Below are 15,812 nucleotides of genomic sequence, written 5' to 3' on the forward strand. Positions count from 1 at the left end.
GCCCGCCGCGGGCGCCCTGATCCGCCTCGACGCCCTCGACGTCGGACTCGCCGCCTGGCGGCTCGGCGCGGGCCGGGCCCGGCAGGGCGACCCGGTGCAGGCCGGGGCGGGCGTCGAAATGCACGCCAAGCCAGGCGATTCCATCGCCGCGGGACAGCCGCTGTTCACCCTGCACACCGACACCCCCGAGGCCTTCCCGGTGGCGCTGGACCTGCTGCGCGGCGCGTTCACCATCGACGGCACCGTCCAGTTGCCGCCGCAACCGCTGATCCTGGACCGGATCACGGCCTGAAGATGAAGGATTCGCGCCGGTCAGCAACGTGACGGCAACGACATGCCGAACTGTGGGTGAGTCCGGTCAACCAGCCTGCCGCAGAACGGGAATGCGGCTAACGTTGCTACATGACTGGACCGACGCCCCTCACTCTCGCCTCGATCCGCCAGGCTCCCAAGGCGGTCCTGCACGATCACCTCGACGGCGGGCTGCGACCCGCGACGGTGCTGGAACTCGCCCGCGCCGCCGGATACGACCAGCTACCGGCAAGCGACGCCGAATCCCTCGGCGCCTGGTTCCGCGACGCGGCCGACAGCGGCTCGCTCGAGCGGTACCTGGAGACCTTCGCCCACACCGTCGCCGTCATGCAGACCCCCGAAGGGCTGCGCCGGGTCGCCCGCGAATGCGCCGAGGACCTGGCCGCCGACGGCGTCGTCTACGCCGAGGTGCGGTTCGCGCCCGAACAGCACATCGAGGCCGGGCTCAGCCTCGACGAGGTGGTCGAGCACACCATCGCCGGATTCCGCGAAGGCGAGGCGGCCGCCGCCGCAGCGGGCACCCCCATCACCGTGGTCTGTCTGCTCACCGCCATGCGGCACGCCGCCCGCTCCCGCGAGATCGCCGAACTCACCGTGCGCTGGCGCGACCGCGGCGTCGGCGGCTTCGACATCGCGGGCGCGGAAGCCGGCTACCCGCCCAGCCGCCACCTCGACGCCTTCGACTACATGCGGGCCAACCTCGCGCACTTCACGATTCACGCGGGCGAGGCGTTCGGGCTGCCGTCCATCCACGAGGCCGTCGCGTTCTGCGGCTGTGAACGACTCGGGCACGGCGTGCGCATCACCGACGACATCACCGACGGTCCCGACGGGCCGGTGCTCGGCGTGGTCGCGAACTATGTGCGGGACATGCGGATTCCGCTCGAACTGTGCCCGTCGTCCAATGTGCAGACCGGGGCGGTGCCCTCGATCGACAAGCATCCGTTCGACGTGCTCGCGCGGCTGCGGTTCCGGGTCACCGTGAACACCGACAACCGGCTCATGAGCGACACCACCATGAGCAAGGAGATGCTCAAGCTGTCGGAGACCTTCGGCTACGGCTGGAGTGATCTGGAACGGTTCACCATCAATGCCATGAAGTCGGCGTTCATTCCGTTCCCGGAGCGGCTGCGGCTGATCGACGAGGTGATCAAGCCCGGCTACGCCGTGCTGCTGGGCTAGCTTCCGCCGGACATGGGATGGCTTCCGCCGGAAAGCGATTCGAGCCGCACCTGTCGGGGTGCGGCTCGAATCGTGCCGGGGCGGGACCGGATCAGCGCTGCTGGAGGCGGGCTTCGAAGCTGACCTCGAGCGCCTTCCACGCCTCGGACTCGGCCTGGAACGGCGGGTTCGGGGCCATCCGGGTCGGGTCCGGGTTGAGCAGGTAGGAGACGTACCAGCCCAGGGGAGTGGAGACCGCCAGCGCCGACTCGACCGTCTCGTCGTCGGCGTAGTCGGCGGCGTCGGTGAACAATTCGACCGCCAGGTCGAGCTGATCGGTGTCCACGGCCTTGGGTCCCGACGCCAGGTCCTCGGACAGGCCGGGCAGCACGTAGACGTTCTCCTCGTCGACCTCCACCTCGAGCGAACCGTCCACGGCGGCGGTCTGTACCTCGCCGTAGGTGCTCACCCGGGCCAGATCGTGGTCGTGGTCGTCGGCCAGGTAGCGGGCCAGGGCGCGCTCGGAACCGAAGACCGTGATCGAGCCGTCCTTGCCCAGGAAGATCGGCTCGTCGTCGACGTAGCAGCGCAGCGTGAAGAAGGTGCCGTCCGAGGAGATGATCTTGACCGGGTCGATGCCGACCTCGTGCCAGAAGGACAGCTCACCCTCCTCGTCGTCCTCGTCCAGGTCGACGTCCTCGATCTCGTCGTCACCCTCGGCCGCGTCCTCGGCGTCGACGATGTTCTCCTGCGCCGCAAGCAGTTCCGCCTCGGCCACCGAGACCGCGTCGGCGTCCACGTCGGGCACCACCACCACCGAGTCGATGGCGTCGATGACGGCTTCCCAGTCCTTGGCGATGGCCGCGCCGACCTGGTCCCACAGCTCCTCGCCCTCACGCCCGAGGAAGGCGCTCACGCCACCGGCCAGCGCGCCCAGCACCGGGTGCGAGCCGAAGAACTTGGTGACGGGGTCGAGTTCGCACACGTCGCCGATATTGCGGACCATCTCGAGGGTCTCCTCGAGCTCGGAGACCACCTCCGGGTCCGGGTCGTCGGCGGCCAGCTCGGGCACGCCGACCAGATCGAAGACGAACTGCTCCTCGGGCTCCAGTTCGGCCGCCGACAGACCGGCGATGATCTTCCAGGCCGGATGATCCACCAGATCGTTGTCGGAGTTGGTGCGGATGAACGCGGCCAGCTCCGCGACGGAGTCGAAACCGTACAGGTCTTCCTCGTGACCGAGGAATGCCTGCCACTCATCGTCACCGTCTCGCCAGCGGGGTGCCCAGAGGGTGACAAGATCGCCTTTGGTCAGGCCGAGCGCGATCGGGACGATGTCTCCAGAAGCCATGACCGGAAGCCTATCCAGTCGTCGCGTCAGGCACTATCCGGGTCGCCCCCAACATTTTTTGAAATCAGCGCGTCGTCGAGGCGGGTGATGATCCGGGCCCGCCGCGCGGTCGCCTCGTCGGCGGCGCGGCGCGCGGCCCACAGAATCAGCCGGGAGACCTCGGCCGGCGGCCGGGACGTCACCGACTCGGCCAGCCACAGGCCGGTCAGGGCGCCGCCGGCGTCCACCTCGGCGGTGACCGAACCGTCCGCGGCGGCGCACCGGCCGCGCACGCCGCCCAGGTCGCGCAGGGTCGCTTCGAGGTCCTCCAGTGTGTCGGTGACGCCTCGGACCAGGGCGTCCATCTCGGCGCTCATCGGTTCCGCGACCAACCGGCCTGGCCGGTATCGGCGTCGTCGAGCCGATCCAGTTCGGCCACCGCGGCCCGACGGCTGGGCAGTCCGAGCCGGTCCAGGACCGCGTCCGGCACGCCCGCCGCGGCCAGCTGTTCCCGCCGCCGCGACCGTGCCATCAGCGCGGACCGGTGGGTCAAGCGCAGGATCTCGTCGGCGAGAGCCTGTGCGCCGTACCGGTATTCGCCGCGCTCGAACCGGATCTCGACCGGCAGCCCCTGATCGGTGGCCGACACCCGCACCGTGCCCGCCCGATTTCCGGACGCCGCCACCGTCACCGGCGGCACCGGTGCCGCTTCCCGGGGGCCGCTCATGCCGTGGGCCTATAGAAACCGAGGAACCGCATGCCCGAATTCTCCGTTCGTATCGGTCCGATCTGGACGGGATCGCCCGCCTCCACCAACTGCCCGTTCCCGATCACCAGCGCCACGTGCCCGTCCCACACCGCGAGATCGCCGGGCATCAAGCCCCCTGGACCGACACTCGCGTGCCCGAGCCCCTGCTCCTGCGCCAGCCGCGGCAGCGAAACCCCCGCCTCCCCGTAGGCCCATTGCGTCAGCCCACTGCAATCCAGCCCCACCCCCGGCGTCACCCCACCCCACACATACGGCGTCCCCACCGCACTCAACGCCTTCCGAACCGCCTCCGCCGCCTGCTCGTTCGGCGCCTCCACCCGACTACCGTCCGGCAACGTCACCCACACCCCACCCTCATGGGTCCGGCTGCCCGGCGAATCATGGCCGATCCCGGCCGACTTCGGCGTGAACGCGGACGCCGGGGTGGTCCGCACACCGCCCGGCGAGCGCCCGGCCCCGAGCAACGTACGCCCGACAGCCTTGATCGTGTCACCGCCACCCGCGACCGGATCGCCGGGCGAGGAGGCCGGGCCGACAGGAGGCCATCGATCGCCGGGGTGCGTGCCCGCCGCGGCCGGGACGGTCCCCGCCGCATCCGGTGAGGGGCTCGCCGCCGGAGCAGTGCCTGCCCCTTCGGGAAGCGGACTCGCGCCGGCGGGACCGGTGCCCGCGTCGGCCGGAACATCCGCGATATCGCCCGGCGCATCGCCCCGGGGAGTCACGATCGCCGGTGCCGGAATCGGACCGCTCAACTCCGCCATGGCCGCTGTCTCGCTCGCCAACTCCGCCCGCACTCGCTCGACCACCCGCACGGCTCGGCCGATGTGGTCGATCGCCGACTCGACCGCGGCCGTCGCCCCGGCCGGCGTATCCGCGGTCGCTCCGAGAGCGGCCAACTCGGCCCGGAACTCCCGCAGCACCTCCTCCAACTCCCGCCGCCCGTTCGCGACCTCCGTATCCGCGCGGTCCAGGATCTCCGCCATCGCCCGCCCTCGTTCGGAAGCTGTCGCCGCCGTGGCCTGCGTCCGTAATGCGCTGTCCAGTGCCGCATCCCCGGCTCGCCCCCGCCACGCGTCATACATCCGATCGACATCGCCCCGGCTCTCGGCCCGCGCCTCATCGACCATCCGCACGCTCTCCCGCAGCACCTCGGCGGCGGTACTACGCCCGGACCCGAAACTCCGCAGCAGCTCGACGATCGGCCTCTCCAGCTCGGCCGCCATGTCATCGCTCATCGACGACCACCCGGCCGAATCGCCCTGAAGGGTCGGCACGTTCGGCCGGTGCCGAGCCCCCGGCGCGAACTGGGAGGTCTGCCGACTTCGGAGCCGGACACCGAGTCGTCCGCGGAATCCACAGGCATCGAGCTGGTTCGGCCGGCTCGTCCGAAAGCGGTGCTGGTCCGCGGCGGTGGATCGCAGTTCGACCGTGCGGTGCGCGGACGCCGAGGAATCGCGGCTCGCGGTGAGTGGGCGCGGTGGCGGCACCGCGGATGGGCGGGCTTGCCGCACAACGGCTTCGGGGTGCGACGGTCATGCGTCGAGCTCGGTGGTGGCGCGCAGGGCGGCGGCCCGGACGCGGTCGTGGTCGGTGTAGGTGGTGACGGCGGTGTCGGTGGCGGCGCTGGTGGCGGTGAAGAGGGTGGTGAGGTGGGCGAGGGCGGTGGTGTGGGTGGCGTGGGCGCGCGCGTAGGCGATGCGGAGGTCGGCGCCGATGAGGCCGAGGGTGCCGGCGAGGGCGGTGGGGTCGGCGGTGGTGGCGTGGGTGGTGGCGGCCGCGAGGCGGGTGGCGAGGGCGGTGGTGGCGGTCGCGTAGGTGGCCAGGCCCTCGGGGTGGATCGAGATGTGCACGGGTGCCCCCTTCTTGCCCGGTCGGCGGGCGGAAATGTGGTGTACCGGCTTGGACGCGGGCGGGGGCCGGATGGTTCCGGATAGGGAGAATCGCGGTGGAGGGATCTTCAGGGCGGGCGCTGACCTATGGTTTTCCTATGCGCACACTCGTTGTGGACCATCCGCTGGCCGCCGCGTTGTTGACCACCATGCGAGACGCCCGGACGACTAATCCGACATTCCGGGCGGCGCTGCGGGATCTGACCGGGATTCTGGTGTACGAGGCCATGCGGGACGCGCCCGTCGAGCGGTTCCCGATCGCCACGCCGGTGGCGGCCGCGGAGGGGACTCGGTTGAACGCGCCGCCGCTGTTGGTGCCGGTGCTGCGGGCCGGGCTGGGGATGGTCGAGACAGCGGAGAATCTGATTCCGGATGCCCGGATCGGGTTCGTGGGGCTGGCCCGGGACGAGGAGACGCACCAGCCGACGCCGTACATGGAGTCGCTGCCGGAGGATCTGTCGACCACGCCGGTGATGGTGCTGGATCCGATGCTGGCGACCGGCGGATCGATGGTGTACACGCTGGATCTGCTGGCCACGCGCAACGCCCGCGACATCACCGTGCTGTGCGTGGTGGCCGCGCCGGAAGGCATCGCGGCGCTGGAGAAATCGGGTCACGCGGTCCGGCTGGTCACCGCCTCGGTGGACCGCGGCCTCAACTCCGACGCCTACATCGTGCCGGGTCTCGGCGACGCGGGCGACCGCCAGTTCGGGCCGCGCTGAACGATTCCCGGGCCGCGCCGAACCACTCCCGGGGCGCGGTTCCGGAAGCGGTCGCGGCGGCGGCTCAGAGCTGCTGGAAGTACTTGCGGAGCTCCGCGAGCCGCTGCGCGGCCACGGCCTTCGCGTCGTCGAGCGCGTCCGGCCCGGCCACGGGTTCGAACACTTCCAGGTAGCACTTGAGCTTGGGTTCGGTGCCGGACGGGCGCACCACCACGCGGAACGAATCCGCCTCGAAAACCAGTGCGTCGGTACGCATCCGGCCCCGCAACTGCGCCATGTCCGTGCACGCCACAGGTTCTCCGGCGATCTCGGCCGGGGGAGTCTCCCGCAGCCGGGCGACGACCGCGGCCGCGGCCGACGCGTCCGCCAGGCGCAGCGACACCTGATCTCCGGCGTGTACGCCGAATTCGACCGCGTACTCGTCGAGGACATCGAGTACGGTGCGGCCCTGGGCTTTCAGCTGGGCGACCAGATCGGCGGCGACGACGGCGGCCGAGATGCCGTCCTTGTCGCGCACCGCGGACGGATCGACGCAGTGCCCGATCGCCTCCTCGTACGCGTAGACGAGACCCGCACCCGCGCGGGCCAGCCATTTGAATCCGGTCAGCGTCTCGGCATACCGCGCCCCACGGGCCGCGGCGATCTTGCTCAGCAGCCGCGAGGACACGATCGTGGTGGCGACCAGGGCGTCCGGAACCGCCGTCCGCAGCACGAAATCGCCCAGCAGGACGCCTGTTTCGTCGCCCCGCAGCATCCGCCACCCGTCCGGCCCGCGCACGCCGAGCGCGCACCGGTCCGCATCGGGGTCCAAGGCGATGGCGAGATCCGCGTCGAGCCGCTCGGCCAGATCGAGCAGCAGATCGGCGGCCCCCGGCTCTTCGGGATTGGGGAACGCGACGGTCGGGAAGTCCGGGTCCGGCGCGAACTGCTCCGCGACCACCAGTACCTCGTCGAATCCGGCGCCCCGGAGCGCGGCGACGCCCAGTTCTCCGCCCACGCCGTGCATGGCGGTCAGCACGATCCGGATATCGGCGCGCCGGCGGACATCTCCCGGGTGCGAGCCCGCGGCGGGACCATCGGCGGTCGCGGCGACGCCCTCGCCCGGTGCCTCGCCACCGATGAGGTGAGGCAACCGGGTGACCCGGGCCAGGTAGCGGCGGACGATCTCCTCGCCGATCGCGTCCGGTGCGGTGCCCTCGGGCAATGCGAGCAGTGCCGGGTCCGGGGCGGTCGGGTCGGGATCGGTGCGGGGGATATGGCCGTGGACGGCGTCGATGCAGCGCTCGATCTCGGTGTCCGCAGGCGGGACGATCTGGGAGCCGCCGTCGAGATAGACCTTGTAGCCGTTGTCGGTGGCCGGGTTGTGGGAGGCGGTGATCTGCACTCCCGCAACGGCTTTCAACTCCCACACCGCGAACGCGACCACCGGGGTCGGGACCGGGTGGGTGAGCGCGAGCACCGAGAACCCGGCGGCGGCGAAGACTTCCGCCGCGGCCGTGGCGAATTCGTCCGAGCCGTGCCGGGCGTCGCGGCCGACGATGACGATCCCGCCGCCGAGGCAGCGGTCGCGCAGCCAGGCGGCGATGCCCGCCGACGCCCGCGCGACGGTATCGATGTTCATCCCGTCCGGGCCGTCCTGGAGCGGACCGCGCAGCCCGGCGGTTCCGAAACGCAGCATGCCCGCGCGCCTAGAGGCGTTCCAGCACGCCGCGCAGCAGTTTGCCCAATCTCGGTGCGGCGGCGTGGCCTTCGGCCAGGACCTCGGCGTGCGAGAGATGCTGTCCGGTGACGCCGGCGGCCAGGTTGGTGACCAGCGAGATGCCGAGCACCTTCGCGCCGCCCTCCCGGCAGGCGATGGCCTCGAGCACCGTGGACATGCCGACCAGGTCCGCGCCGATGGTGCGCAGCATGCGGATCTCGGCGGGCGTCTCGTACTGCGGCCCGGTCAGGCCCGCGTACACGCCCTCGGTGAGGCTGGGGTCGATTTCCTTTGCCAGCGCCCGCAATTCGGGATCCCAGGCGTCGACCAGGTCGACGAAGTTCGCGCCTTCGATGGGGGTGCGGCCGGTCAGGTTGATGTGGTCGCTGATCAGCACGGGTTCGCCGACCGAGAGCCCGTCGCGAATGCCGCCCGCCGCATTGGTGAGCAGCACGGTCTGCGCGCCCGCGGCCAGCGCGGTGCGCACATTGTGCACAACCTGCCCGGGCGTGTGGCCTTCGTAGAGATGCTGACGGCCCATCAACAGCAGTACGGGCGAGTCGCCAACCTGAACCGAATGGATCGTGCCCTGATGGCCCTGCGCCGTGGGCGATCCGAACCCCGGCACTTCGCCCATGGGGATCGATGTGGATGGTTCACCGATAACGGCGGCAGCCTCCTGCCAGCCTGATCCCAGCACCACGGCGACGCGATGCTGCTGCACTCCCGTACGTTCGGCAATGGCTGTGGCGGCTAGTTCGGAAACCCCGCCCATGGCCTTCTCGGCTAGCATGTCGCCCACCCTAGTCGTGTTTGATTGCCTACGCTTCGCTACGGCGGGTTCGCGGCCCTGGTGGTCTCGTTCTTCCCTCCCTCCGCTCCTCCGCTTCGCTCCGTCGCTCCACTCAGTCCAGAACGAGACGGGCCGCGAACTCCGAGGCTTGCTACCCGCCAGTAGTAATGCCTGTTGGCGGGCGTTACTCTCTGCGCATGGCGTATTTGAAGCGTGACGGGGATGTGTTCGTGCTGTTCCTCGGTACCGAGGGTCAGACCATCGACAGCGAGAACCGTTTCCACCCGGACTGGATCACCGAGGTGCACGCGCTGCTCGACGAGGTCGAGGCGTCCGAGGGCCCGGCCGCGCTGGTGGTCACCGCCAACGGCAAGTTCTTCTCCAACGGCCTCGACACCGACTGGCTGTTCGGCAATTTCGACAAGAACTGCTGGTACCTGGACCGCGTGCACTCGCTGTACTCCCGGCTGCTGACCTTCGGCATGCCGACCATCGCCGCGGTGAACGGACACGCCTTCGGCGCGGGCGCCATGCTCGCCACCTCCTGCGACTTCCGGGTCATGCGCGCCGACCGCGGCTTCTGGTGCCTGCCCGAGGTGAACCTGGGCATGCCGTTCACGGTCGCGATGAACGCGCTGCTCACCAACCGCCTGATCAACCAGGTCGCGGTGGAGGCCATGACCACCGGCCGCCGCTACGGCGCCGACGACGCCATCGCGGCCGGAATCGTGGACGCCAAGGCGGACGCTGAATCGTTGCTGGCCACCGCCATCGCGCGCGCGGACCTGCTCAAGGGCAATCGCAAGCCGAACCTGCCGGTCATCAAGAAGGCCCTGCATCAGCAGGCGCTGGCCGGGCTGGCGGTGGAGACCACCCCCGAGAACCTGGCGTTCAACCCGTAACCGACCGCCCGCACCGGAGATTTTCCGGCTTACCTGCTGCGACAGAGTTGCGCGGCAGTGCGAGACTGTTGGGATGTCACCATCGCGCAACGGCGATGACCGGAGATCCTGCGCACCGATCGGGCGTCCCGAGACGCCCGTGTCGTCGTCGCATCATCCGGCCGTGGCATCGGCCGATCCGGCATTGCTGGCCGCGGCCGATGCCGCGGTCGCCGGCTATCGGGATCAGCTGATCGCGCTCTCGCACGATATTCACGCCGAGCCCGAATTGGCGTTCGAGGAATTCCGCAGTGTCGCCAAGACGATCGAGCCGCTGCGCGAACGCGGATTCCGGATCGAATCGGGTGTGGCGGATCTGCCGACCGCATTCACCGCGGAATTCGGCAGTGGCGAACTCGTTGTGGGTATTTGCGCCGAATACGACGCTTTGCCCGAAATTGGTCACGCCTGCGGGCACAACATCATCGCCGCGTCCGCGGTCGGGGCGGCGCTCGGGCTGGCCGCGGTCGCCGACGCCTGCGATATCACCGTGAAGGTGCTGGGCACCCCCGCCGAGGAGTCGGGCGGCGGCAAGGTGCTCATGCTCGACCGCGGCGTCTTCGACGACCTGGCCATGGCCATGATGGTGCACCCGGGCCCGGAGGACATCGCCGGTGCGCATTCACTGGCCCTCGCCGATCTCTCGGTGGTCTACAGCGGCCGCGAATCACATGCCAGCGCCGCGCCCCAATACGGGCGGAACGCACTCGACGCCGTCACCGTCGCGCAAGTTGCTTTGGGTTTGCTGCGTCAGCATCTCCTCCCCGGACAGCAGCTGCACGGTATAGTCGGGTCGGGCGGCGTCGCCCCCAATATCGTGCCCGGTCACGCGGAACTGCTGTATTACCTACGTGCGGTCGACTCCGCGACCCTCGATGATCTGATGCAACGAGCATCGGCTTGTTTCGAGGCAGGTGCCCTGGCAACCGGATGCACCCACGAAATCCGGAAGCTCGCGCCGACATATACCGAGCTCACTCCCGATAGCGCACTACTGTGTGCCTATCGCGAGCAGATCACCGCGCTCGGCCGCGAGCCCATCGCCCCGGAATTCGAGGCGGCACGGCCGCTGGGCAGTACCGATATGGGCAACGTCACCAATGTCATCGCCGGCATTCACCCGGTCATCGGCATCGATGCCGGGGGCGCGGTGACCCACCAGCCCGCCTTCGCGGCGGCCGCGGTCAACGCCTCGGCCGACCGGGCCGTGCTGGACGGGGCAACGGCGTTGGCCCGCACGGCGATACATATCGCGGGCGACAAAATGCACAGGGACAGGTTGTCGGAGAGAGTCGGTCAACGGCAGTTTCAGCGACAGGAGGACATTCGGTGAGCACAACCGGCCGGTCCGCGGCGCGGGTCAACGGGCCACTCGCGGCGGGATGCGTGACCACGCAGCCGCCGTCGAGCGTCGCGATGGAACCGGTTTCCGGGCACGAGGCGGTGGAGTCCTGGCTCGCCGAGCACATGGACGACCTGACGGCGTGGCGTCGCCACATCCACGCCAACCCGGAACTGTCCCGCACCGAGTTCGGCACCACCGAATTCGTGGAGTCCTGGCTGGTCAAGGCCGGTCTAGAACCTCGCAAACTACCGAGCGGCACCGGCCTGATCTGTGACATCGGCCCCGAGGGCCCGCGTATCGGCCTGCGCGCCGACATGGACGCGCTGCCGCTGCAGGAGTACACGGGCCTGCCGTTCGCCTCCACCGTGCCCGGCGTCTCGCACGCCTGCGGGCACGACGCGCACACCACGATCCTGCTCGGCACCGCGCTGGCGCTGGCCGAGATCGAGGACCTCCCGGTCGGCGTGCGGCTGGTGTTCCAGCACGCCGAGGAGGTCATGCCCGGCGGCGCCATCGACATGGTCGCCGCGGGCGCGATGGAAGACGTCTCGCGCATGTTCGCGCTGCATTGCGACCCGCGCCTGGAGGTGGGTCAGGTCGGCATCCGGGTTGGCGCCATCACCTCGGCCGCCGACACCATCGAGCTGATCCTCGATTCCCCCGGCGGCCACACCTCCCGCCCGCACCTGACCAGTGACCTGGTCTACGCCATGGGCACCGTCATCACCGGCCTGCCCGGCCTGCTCTCGCGCCGCATCGACCCGCGCACCAGCACGGTCATGGTGTGGGGCGCGGTGTCGGCGGGCAAGGCGCCCAACGCGATTCCGCAGACCGGCATGCTGACCGGCACCGTCCGCACCGGCGATCACGCCACCTGGTCCCTGCTCGAGCCCATGGTCCGCGAGATCGTCGAGGGGCTGCTGGCCCCGACCGGCGTGCGCTACCAGCTCAACTACAAGCGCGGCGTGCCGCCGGTGGTGAACGACGAGCAGGCCGTGCGCATGTTCGAGGACGCCATCCGCGGCCTGGGCCCGGACGCCCTGGCCGACACCCAGCAGTCCGGCGGCGGCGAGGACTTCTCCTGGTACCTGGAGGAGGTGCCCGGCGCGATGGCGCGGCTCGGCGTCTGGTCCGGGCAGGGCGAGCAGCTCGACCTGCACCAGCCGACCTTCGACCTCGACGAGCGCGCGCTCGCCGCCGGTGTGCGGGTCTTCACGAATATCGTGCTGAACGCCCGCTGACCTGGCGAGGACCCCGACGAGAAAGCCGGGCCGCACTGAAAAGTGCGGCCCGGCTTCGTTTTTCGGCGGCAGTGTTCACTTGGCCTTGGCGGCGATGTCGCCCCAGGCGTGCCAGCGGTCGATCTCGATCCAGACCGAGACCCGCTTCTGATCCCGGACCGGGTATTCGCCGCCGGTGTAGTGCTCGGCGATGCGGTCGATGACCGCGGAGTCGGCGTCGTTCTCGATGGAGACGATGCGGCCCTGGATGCTCACGTGGCTGTACCAGTTGTCGCCTTCCAGCACGGTCAGCGTGATCCGCGGATCCTCGCGCAGGTAGTCCAGGCGCTTGCGGAAGTCGGCCAGGTTCACCAGGATTCGGCCGTCCTCGTACAGGTACCAGGTGGCGACCGAGACCGGCTGCCCGTCGGGGCGGTTGGAGGCGAACACCGCGGGGTTGGGCCGGGACAGGAATTCGGCGATCGGGGCGGGTACGGGCGTGGCGGGCATCGGCTTCCTCTTTCGACGGTTCGAAGGTCGTTCCGGTTCCCGCAACACCACTGCCGGGCCCTACATTCCGAAGGTGCCCGGACCCACGTTCTTACTGTTGCGCGTGCGTAGCGCGTGCACGTAATCCGCTGGCGCGCCCGCCTTCTCCGCGGCGTCGGAGATGACTCCGATGTAGCGGGCCGAGGGTAGCCCGCCCTCGTAGGCGTCGAGCACGTAGAGCCAGGCGAGCACCGGCTCGGTGGCCGGGCCCTGGTTGGGGGTGACGCGCAGGCGGATCTTCTTGTGGATACCGAAGTCCGAACCCTCCCAACGGTCGAGGCTCAGCTCGTCCTCGCCGGGAACGTCGTACAGGACCACGAAGACGCGTTGTCCGGGCTCTTCGACCACCGTCGCCAGCGGTCCCTCCCAGCCGATGTCGTCCCCGGCGAAGGTGAGTCGCCACCCTTCCAGCCAGCCGGTTCCGTACACAGGGGAGTGCGGACAGCGCTTGAGCATCTGCTCGGGATCCATGTTGGACCCATAGGCGGCGTAAATCGGCACCATAAGAGCCTATCGAACAATCGCCGTAAGCCGTCCCTGATCCCGATCACAAGGCGGTTCGTCGCAAAATTTGATTGCCTCCGCTTCGCTACGGCGGGTTCGCGGCCCTGTTACCTCGGTCTTCCCTCCTCCGCTCCTCCGCTTCGCTCCCCCGCTCCGTCAGTCCAGACCGAGGCGGGCCGCGAACTTCGAGTGATTTGCGCGACTCTCCGGCTATGACGAGCAACCTTCGCAGATGGGATGCGCCACAGTGACAAAATCGTCCGGAGATGCGGTTAAAGCGGCAAGGAGCTGGGCGGATAACGTTAGGTACCGGCAGCGGAGATCCCGGGGCCGGAGCTCGAGCGGAGGAACAATGACCCGCATTGCGATCATCGGTGGGGGCCCCGCCGGATATGAAGCGGCGTTGGTAGCGGCACAACACGGCGCGCCGGTCACGCTGATCGACAGTGACGGCATCGGCGGCGCGTGCGTGCTGTGGGATTGCGTGCCGTCCAAGACGTTCATCGCCTCCACCGGGGTGCGCACCGATCTGCGCCGCGCCCGGGACCTGGGCATCACCGTGCACCCGTCGCAGGCGCAGGTGCGGCTGGCCGAGGTGAACTCGCGCGTGAAGGCGCTCGCGCAGGCGCAGTCCTCCGATATCCGCGCCAAGCTGATGACCGCGGGCGTGACCGTGCTGTCCGGCTACGGCGAACTCATCGACCAGGCCCCCGGGCTGGCCACCCACCTGGTGAAGGCCACCCTGGAGGACGGCCAGCAGCGGGTCATCGAGGCCGAGGTGGTGCTGATCGCCACCGGCGCCAGCCCGCGCGTGCTGCCCGGCGCGGAGCCCGACGGTGAGCGAATCCTGAACTGGCGCCAGCTCTACGACCTCAAGGAACTGCCCGAGACCCTGGTCGTCGTGGGTTCCGGCGTCACCGGCGCCGAGTTCGTCTCCGCCTACACCGAGATGGGCGTGCAGGTGAAGGTGGTCTCCAGTCGCGACCGCGTGCTGCCCGGTGAGGACGCCGACGCCGCGCTGGTGCTGGAGGAGGCGCTCGCCGAGCGCGGTGTGGAGCTGGTCAAGCACGCCCGCGCGGACGCGGTGGAGCGCACCGCCGACGGCATCGTGGTGAAGCTGTCCGACGGCCGCACGGTCACCGGCACCCACGCGCTCATGACGGTCGGTTCGGTTCCGAACACCGATGGGCTGGGGTTGGCGCGGCTCGGCATCGAACTCGACAAGGGCGGTTACCTGCGCGTGGACCGGGTGTCGCGGACCACCGCGCCGGGCGTCTACGCGGCCGGCGACTGCACCGGTCTGCTGCCGCTGGCGTCGGTGGCGGCCATGCAGGGCCGCATCGCCATGTACCACGCGCTGGGGGAGGGCGTGCAGCCGATCCGCCTGAAGACCGTTGCCTCCGCGGTGTTCACGCGTCCGGAGATCGCGACGGTCGGCGTCGCGCAGACCGCCATCGACGAGGGCGAGGTCCCCGCGCGCACGGTCATGCTGCCGCTGAACACCAACCCGCGGGCCAAGATGTCGGGCTTGCGACGGGGTTTCGTGAAGATCTTCTGCCGTCCCGCGACCGGTGTGGTGATCGGTGGCGTGGTGGTCGCGCCGATCGCGTCGGAGTTGATCCTGCCGATCGCGCTGGCGGTGCAGAACAACCTCACGGTGAACGATCTGGCACAGACCTTCTCGGTGTATCCGTCCCTCACCGGATCGGTCACCGAGGCCGCGCGGCAGCTCATGCGGCACGACGATCTGGACTAGCCGCAACGTGTTTCGCACCGCTTGTCACCGGCCCGTCTTGCTGCCTTGTCTCCCTTGTGATTAAGTTCGCGGCGGAAGCGATCGGCAGGGCGGTCGCGAGTGTTACGTATCGGGGGTGATCGTTTCCCTCCGTTCGGTGCTCTTCGATGCCCAGGCTGATCGTGCCGCCGAGGGACGAAGGAATTGAGCGAAACGTGAAGCACCGCAAGCCGAGTCGGATCAAGGCGAGCACCTCCCTGACGCTGGCCGGTGCGGCCGCGGTGGTGTCGCTGCTGTCCGCGCCCGCCAGCGCCGCCCCCGCCGACCCGGGCGCCGTACCGGCCGATCAGCAGCAGCCCGACGGCGCCCAGCCGCCCACCGACACCCCCACCCCGGACCCGAAGGCGCAGTCGGTTCCCGCGCCCAAGCCGGAGAAGACGCAGCCGGGCACCACCAAGCCGCAGCAGAGCCAGCCGGGCGTCACCACCCCGACCACGCCGAACAACGCCGCGCCGGACAACGGCGCGACCCAGCCCGAGCCGGGTCAGCCGCAGGGCGCGACCCAGCCCGACGCGACCAACACCCCGAAGCCGGACGCGACTCCGAAGCCGGACGCCAACGCTCCCAAGCCGGATGCCAACGCGCCCAAGAACGATCAGGGCGCGCAGCCCGCGGGCATCGTCGACTCCGCCGGCGCGCTGGTCCTGGAGCAGGTCTCCGACCGCGTCTCCGCCCTCGTCGCCGAGCACGGCAACGACGCGCAGGTCGGCTTCCACGGCCACGAGAACCTGGGCCTGGCCGTCGCGAACTCGGTGTACGCCGTGCGCGCCGGCGCCACCCAGA

At 69.9% G+C, this 15,812-nt stretch carries 15 protein-coding genes and 2 pseudogenes; 8 read left to right on the top strand and 9 right to left on the bottom strand.

The genetic code is table 11. The annotated features are described in order from the left end of the window. Positions 1–292, top strand: a pseudogene (locus tag ACWELJ_RS28215) (thymidine phosphorylase); the annotation flags it as partial. Between the two features lie 110 nt (positions 293–402). Beyond that, a complete protein-coding gene (locus ACWELJ_RS28220) occupies positions 403–1,494 on the top strand; it encodes an adenosine deaminase (protein ID WP_452369155.1) in 1,092 nt (363 codons plus the stop codon). A gap of 91 nt (positions 1,495–1,585) precedes the next feature. On the opposite strand, the gene ACWELJ_RS28225 is transcribed toward ACWELJ_RS28220, so the two are convergent. From ACWELJ_RS28225 to ACWELJ_RS28245, 5 genes are all read right to left on the bottom strand, one after another. Then, a complete protein-coding gene (locus ACWELJ_RS28225) occupies positions 1,586–2,824 on the bottom strand; it encodes a primosomal protein (RefSeq protein WP_452369156.1) in 1,239 nt (412 codons plus the stop codon). Between the two features lie 26 nt (positions 2,825–2,850). Beyond that, positions 2,851–3,180 carry a YbaB/EbfC family nucleoid-associated protein gene (locus ACWELJ_RS28230; protein WP_452369157.1) on the bottom strand — a complete coding sequence of 110 codons (330 nt, stop codon included), beginning with the start codon at positions 3,178–3,180 and terminating at the stop codon, positions 2,851–2,853. Continuing rightward, complete coding sequence (locus ACWELJ_RS28235; protein WP_452369158.1) at positions 3,177–3,530, bottom strand: hypothetical protein; 354 nt, start codon at positions 3,528–3,530, stop codon at positions 3,177–3,179. The genes ACWELJ_RS28230 and ACWELJ_RS28235 overlap by 4 nt, the downstream gene beginning before the upstream one ends. Continuing rightward, entirely contained in the window at positions 3,527–4,807 is a 1,281-nt protein-coding gene (locus tag ACWELJ_RS28240; protein WP_452369159.1) for an NlpC/P60 family protein, read from the bottom strand. Before ACWELJ_RS28240 ends, ACWELJ_RS28235 begins: the two co-directional genes overlap by 4 nt. Before the next feature lie 297 nt (positions 4,808–5,104). Next, positions 5,105–5,422: a hypothetical protein gene (locus tag ACWELJ_RS28245; RefSeq protein ID WP_452369160.1), complete on the bottom strand. Its 318-nt coding sequence runs from the start codon at positions 5,420–5,422 to the stop codon at positions 5,105–5,107. Positions 5,423–5,559: 137 nt separating this feature from the next. Between ACWELJ_RS28245 and upp the strand changes: the two genes are divergently transcribed. Then, on the top strand, positions 5,560–6,183 hold the full coding sequence (gene upp / locus ACWELJ_RS28250; protein ID WP_452369161.1) for a uracil phosphoribosyltransferase: 624 nt from the start codon (positions 5,560–5,562) through the stop codon (positions 6,181–6,183). Positions 6,184–6,247: 64 nt separating this feature from the next. Here the strand turns inward: upp and ACWELJ_RS28255 are convergent, their stop codons facing one another. Beyond that, positions 6,248–7,861 (bottom strand): phospho-sugar mutase, encoded by a 1,614-nt coding sequence (locus ACWELJ_RS28255; protein WP_452369162.1) that lies wholly within the window; start codon positions 7,859–7,861, stop codon positions 6,248–6,250. 10 nt (positions 7,862–7,871) lie between these two features. Continuing rightward, positions 7,872–8,675, bottom strand: a complete 804-nt coding sequence (locus ACWELJ_RS28260) for a purine-nucleoside phosphorylase (RefSeq protein WP_452369163.1) — start codon at positions 8,673–8,675, stop codon at positions 7,872–7,874. A gap of 197 nt (positions 8,676–8,872) precedes the next feature. Between ACWELJ_RS28260 and ACWELJ_RS28265 the strand changes: the two genes are divergently transcribed. From ACWELJ_RS28265 to ACWELJ_RS28275, 3 genes are all read left to right on the top strand, one after another. Beyond that, entirely contained in the window at positions 8,873–9,577 is a 705-nt protein-coding gene (locus ACWELJ_RS28265) for an enoyl-CoA hydratase/isomerase family protein (protein WP_452369164.1), read from the top strand. Positions 9,578–9,650: 73 nt separating this feature from the next. After that, positions 9,651–10,949, top strand: coding sequence for a M20 family metallopeptidase (locus tag ACWELJ_RS28270; protein ID WP_452369165.1), 1,299 nt, complete (start codon positions 9,651–9,653; stop codon positions 10,947–10,949). A gap of 83 nt (positions 10,950–11,032) precedes the next feature. Next, positions 11,033–12,202 (top strand): M20 family metallopeptidase, encoded by a 1,170-nt coding sequence (locus ACWELJ_RS28275; RefSeq protein WP_452369169.1) that lies wholly within the window; start codon positions 11,033–11,035, stop codon positions 12,200–12,202. 75 nt (positions 12,203–12,277) lie between these two features. Here ACWELJ_RS28275 and ACWELJ_RS28280 read toward each other — a convergent pair whose 3' ends face one another. Together ACWELJ_RS28280 and ACWELJ_RS28285 are read right to left on the bottom strand one after the other, a co-directional pair. Then, positions 12,278–12,691: a PPOX class F420-dependent oxidoreductase gene (locus tag ACWELJ_RS28280; RefSeq protein WP_452369166.1), complete on the bottom strand. Its 414-nt coding sequence runs from the start codon at positions 12,689–12,691 to the stop codon at positions 12,278–12,280. 60 nt (positions 12,692–12,751) lie between these two features. Further along, positions 12,752–13,231, bottom strand: a complete 480-nt coding sequence (locus ACWELJ_RS28285) for a gamma-glutamylcyclotransferase (RefSeq protein WP_452369167.1) — start codon at positions 13,229–13,231, stop codon at positions 12,752–12,754. Between the two features lie 355 nt (positions 13,232–13,586). Between ACWELJ_RS28285 and ACWELJ_RS28290 the strand changes: the two genes are divergently transcribed. Both ACWELJ_RS28290 and ACWELJ_RS28295 read left to right on the top strand, forming a co-directional pair. Next, positions 13,587–14,990: an NAD(P)H-quinone dehydrogenase gene (locus ACWELJ_RS28290; protein ID WP_452369168.1), complete on the top strand. Its 1,404-nt coding sequence runs from the start codon at positions 13,587–13,589 to the stop codon at positions 14,988–14,990. A 194-nt stretch (positions 14,991–15,184) separates the two neighbouring features. Continuing rightward, a pseudogene (locus ACWELJ_RS28295) lies at positions 15,185–15,812 on the top strand (hypothetical protein); the annotation flags it as partial.

The sequence above is a fragment of the Nocardia sp. NPDC004582 genome (assembly GCF_053602115.1).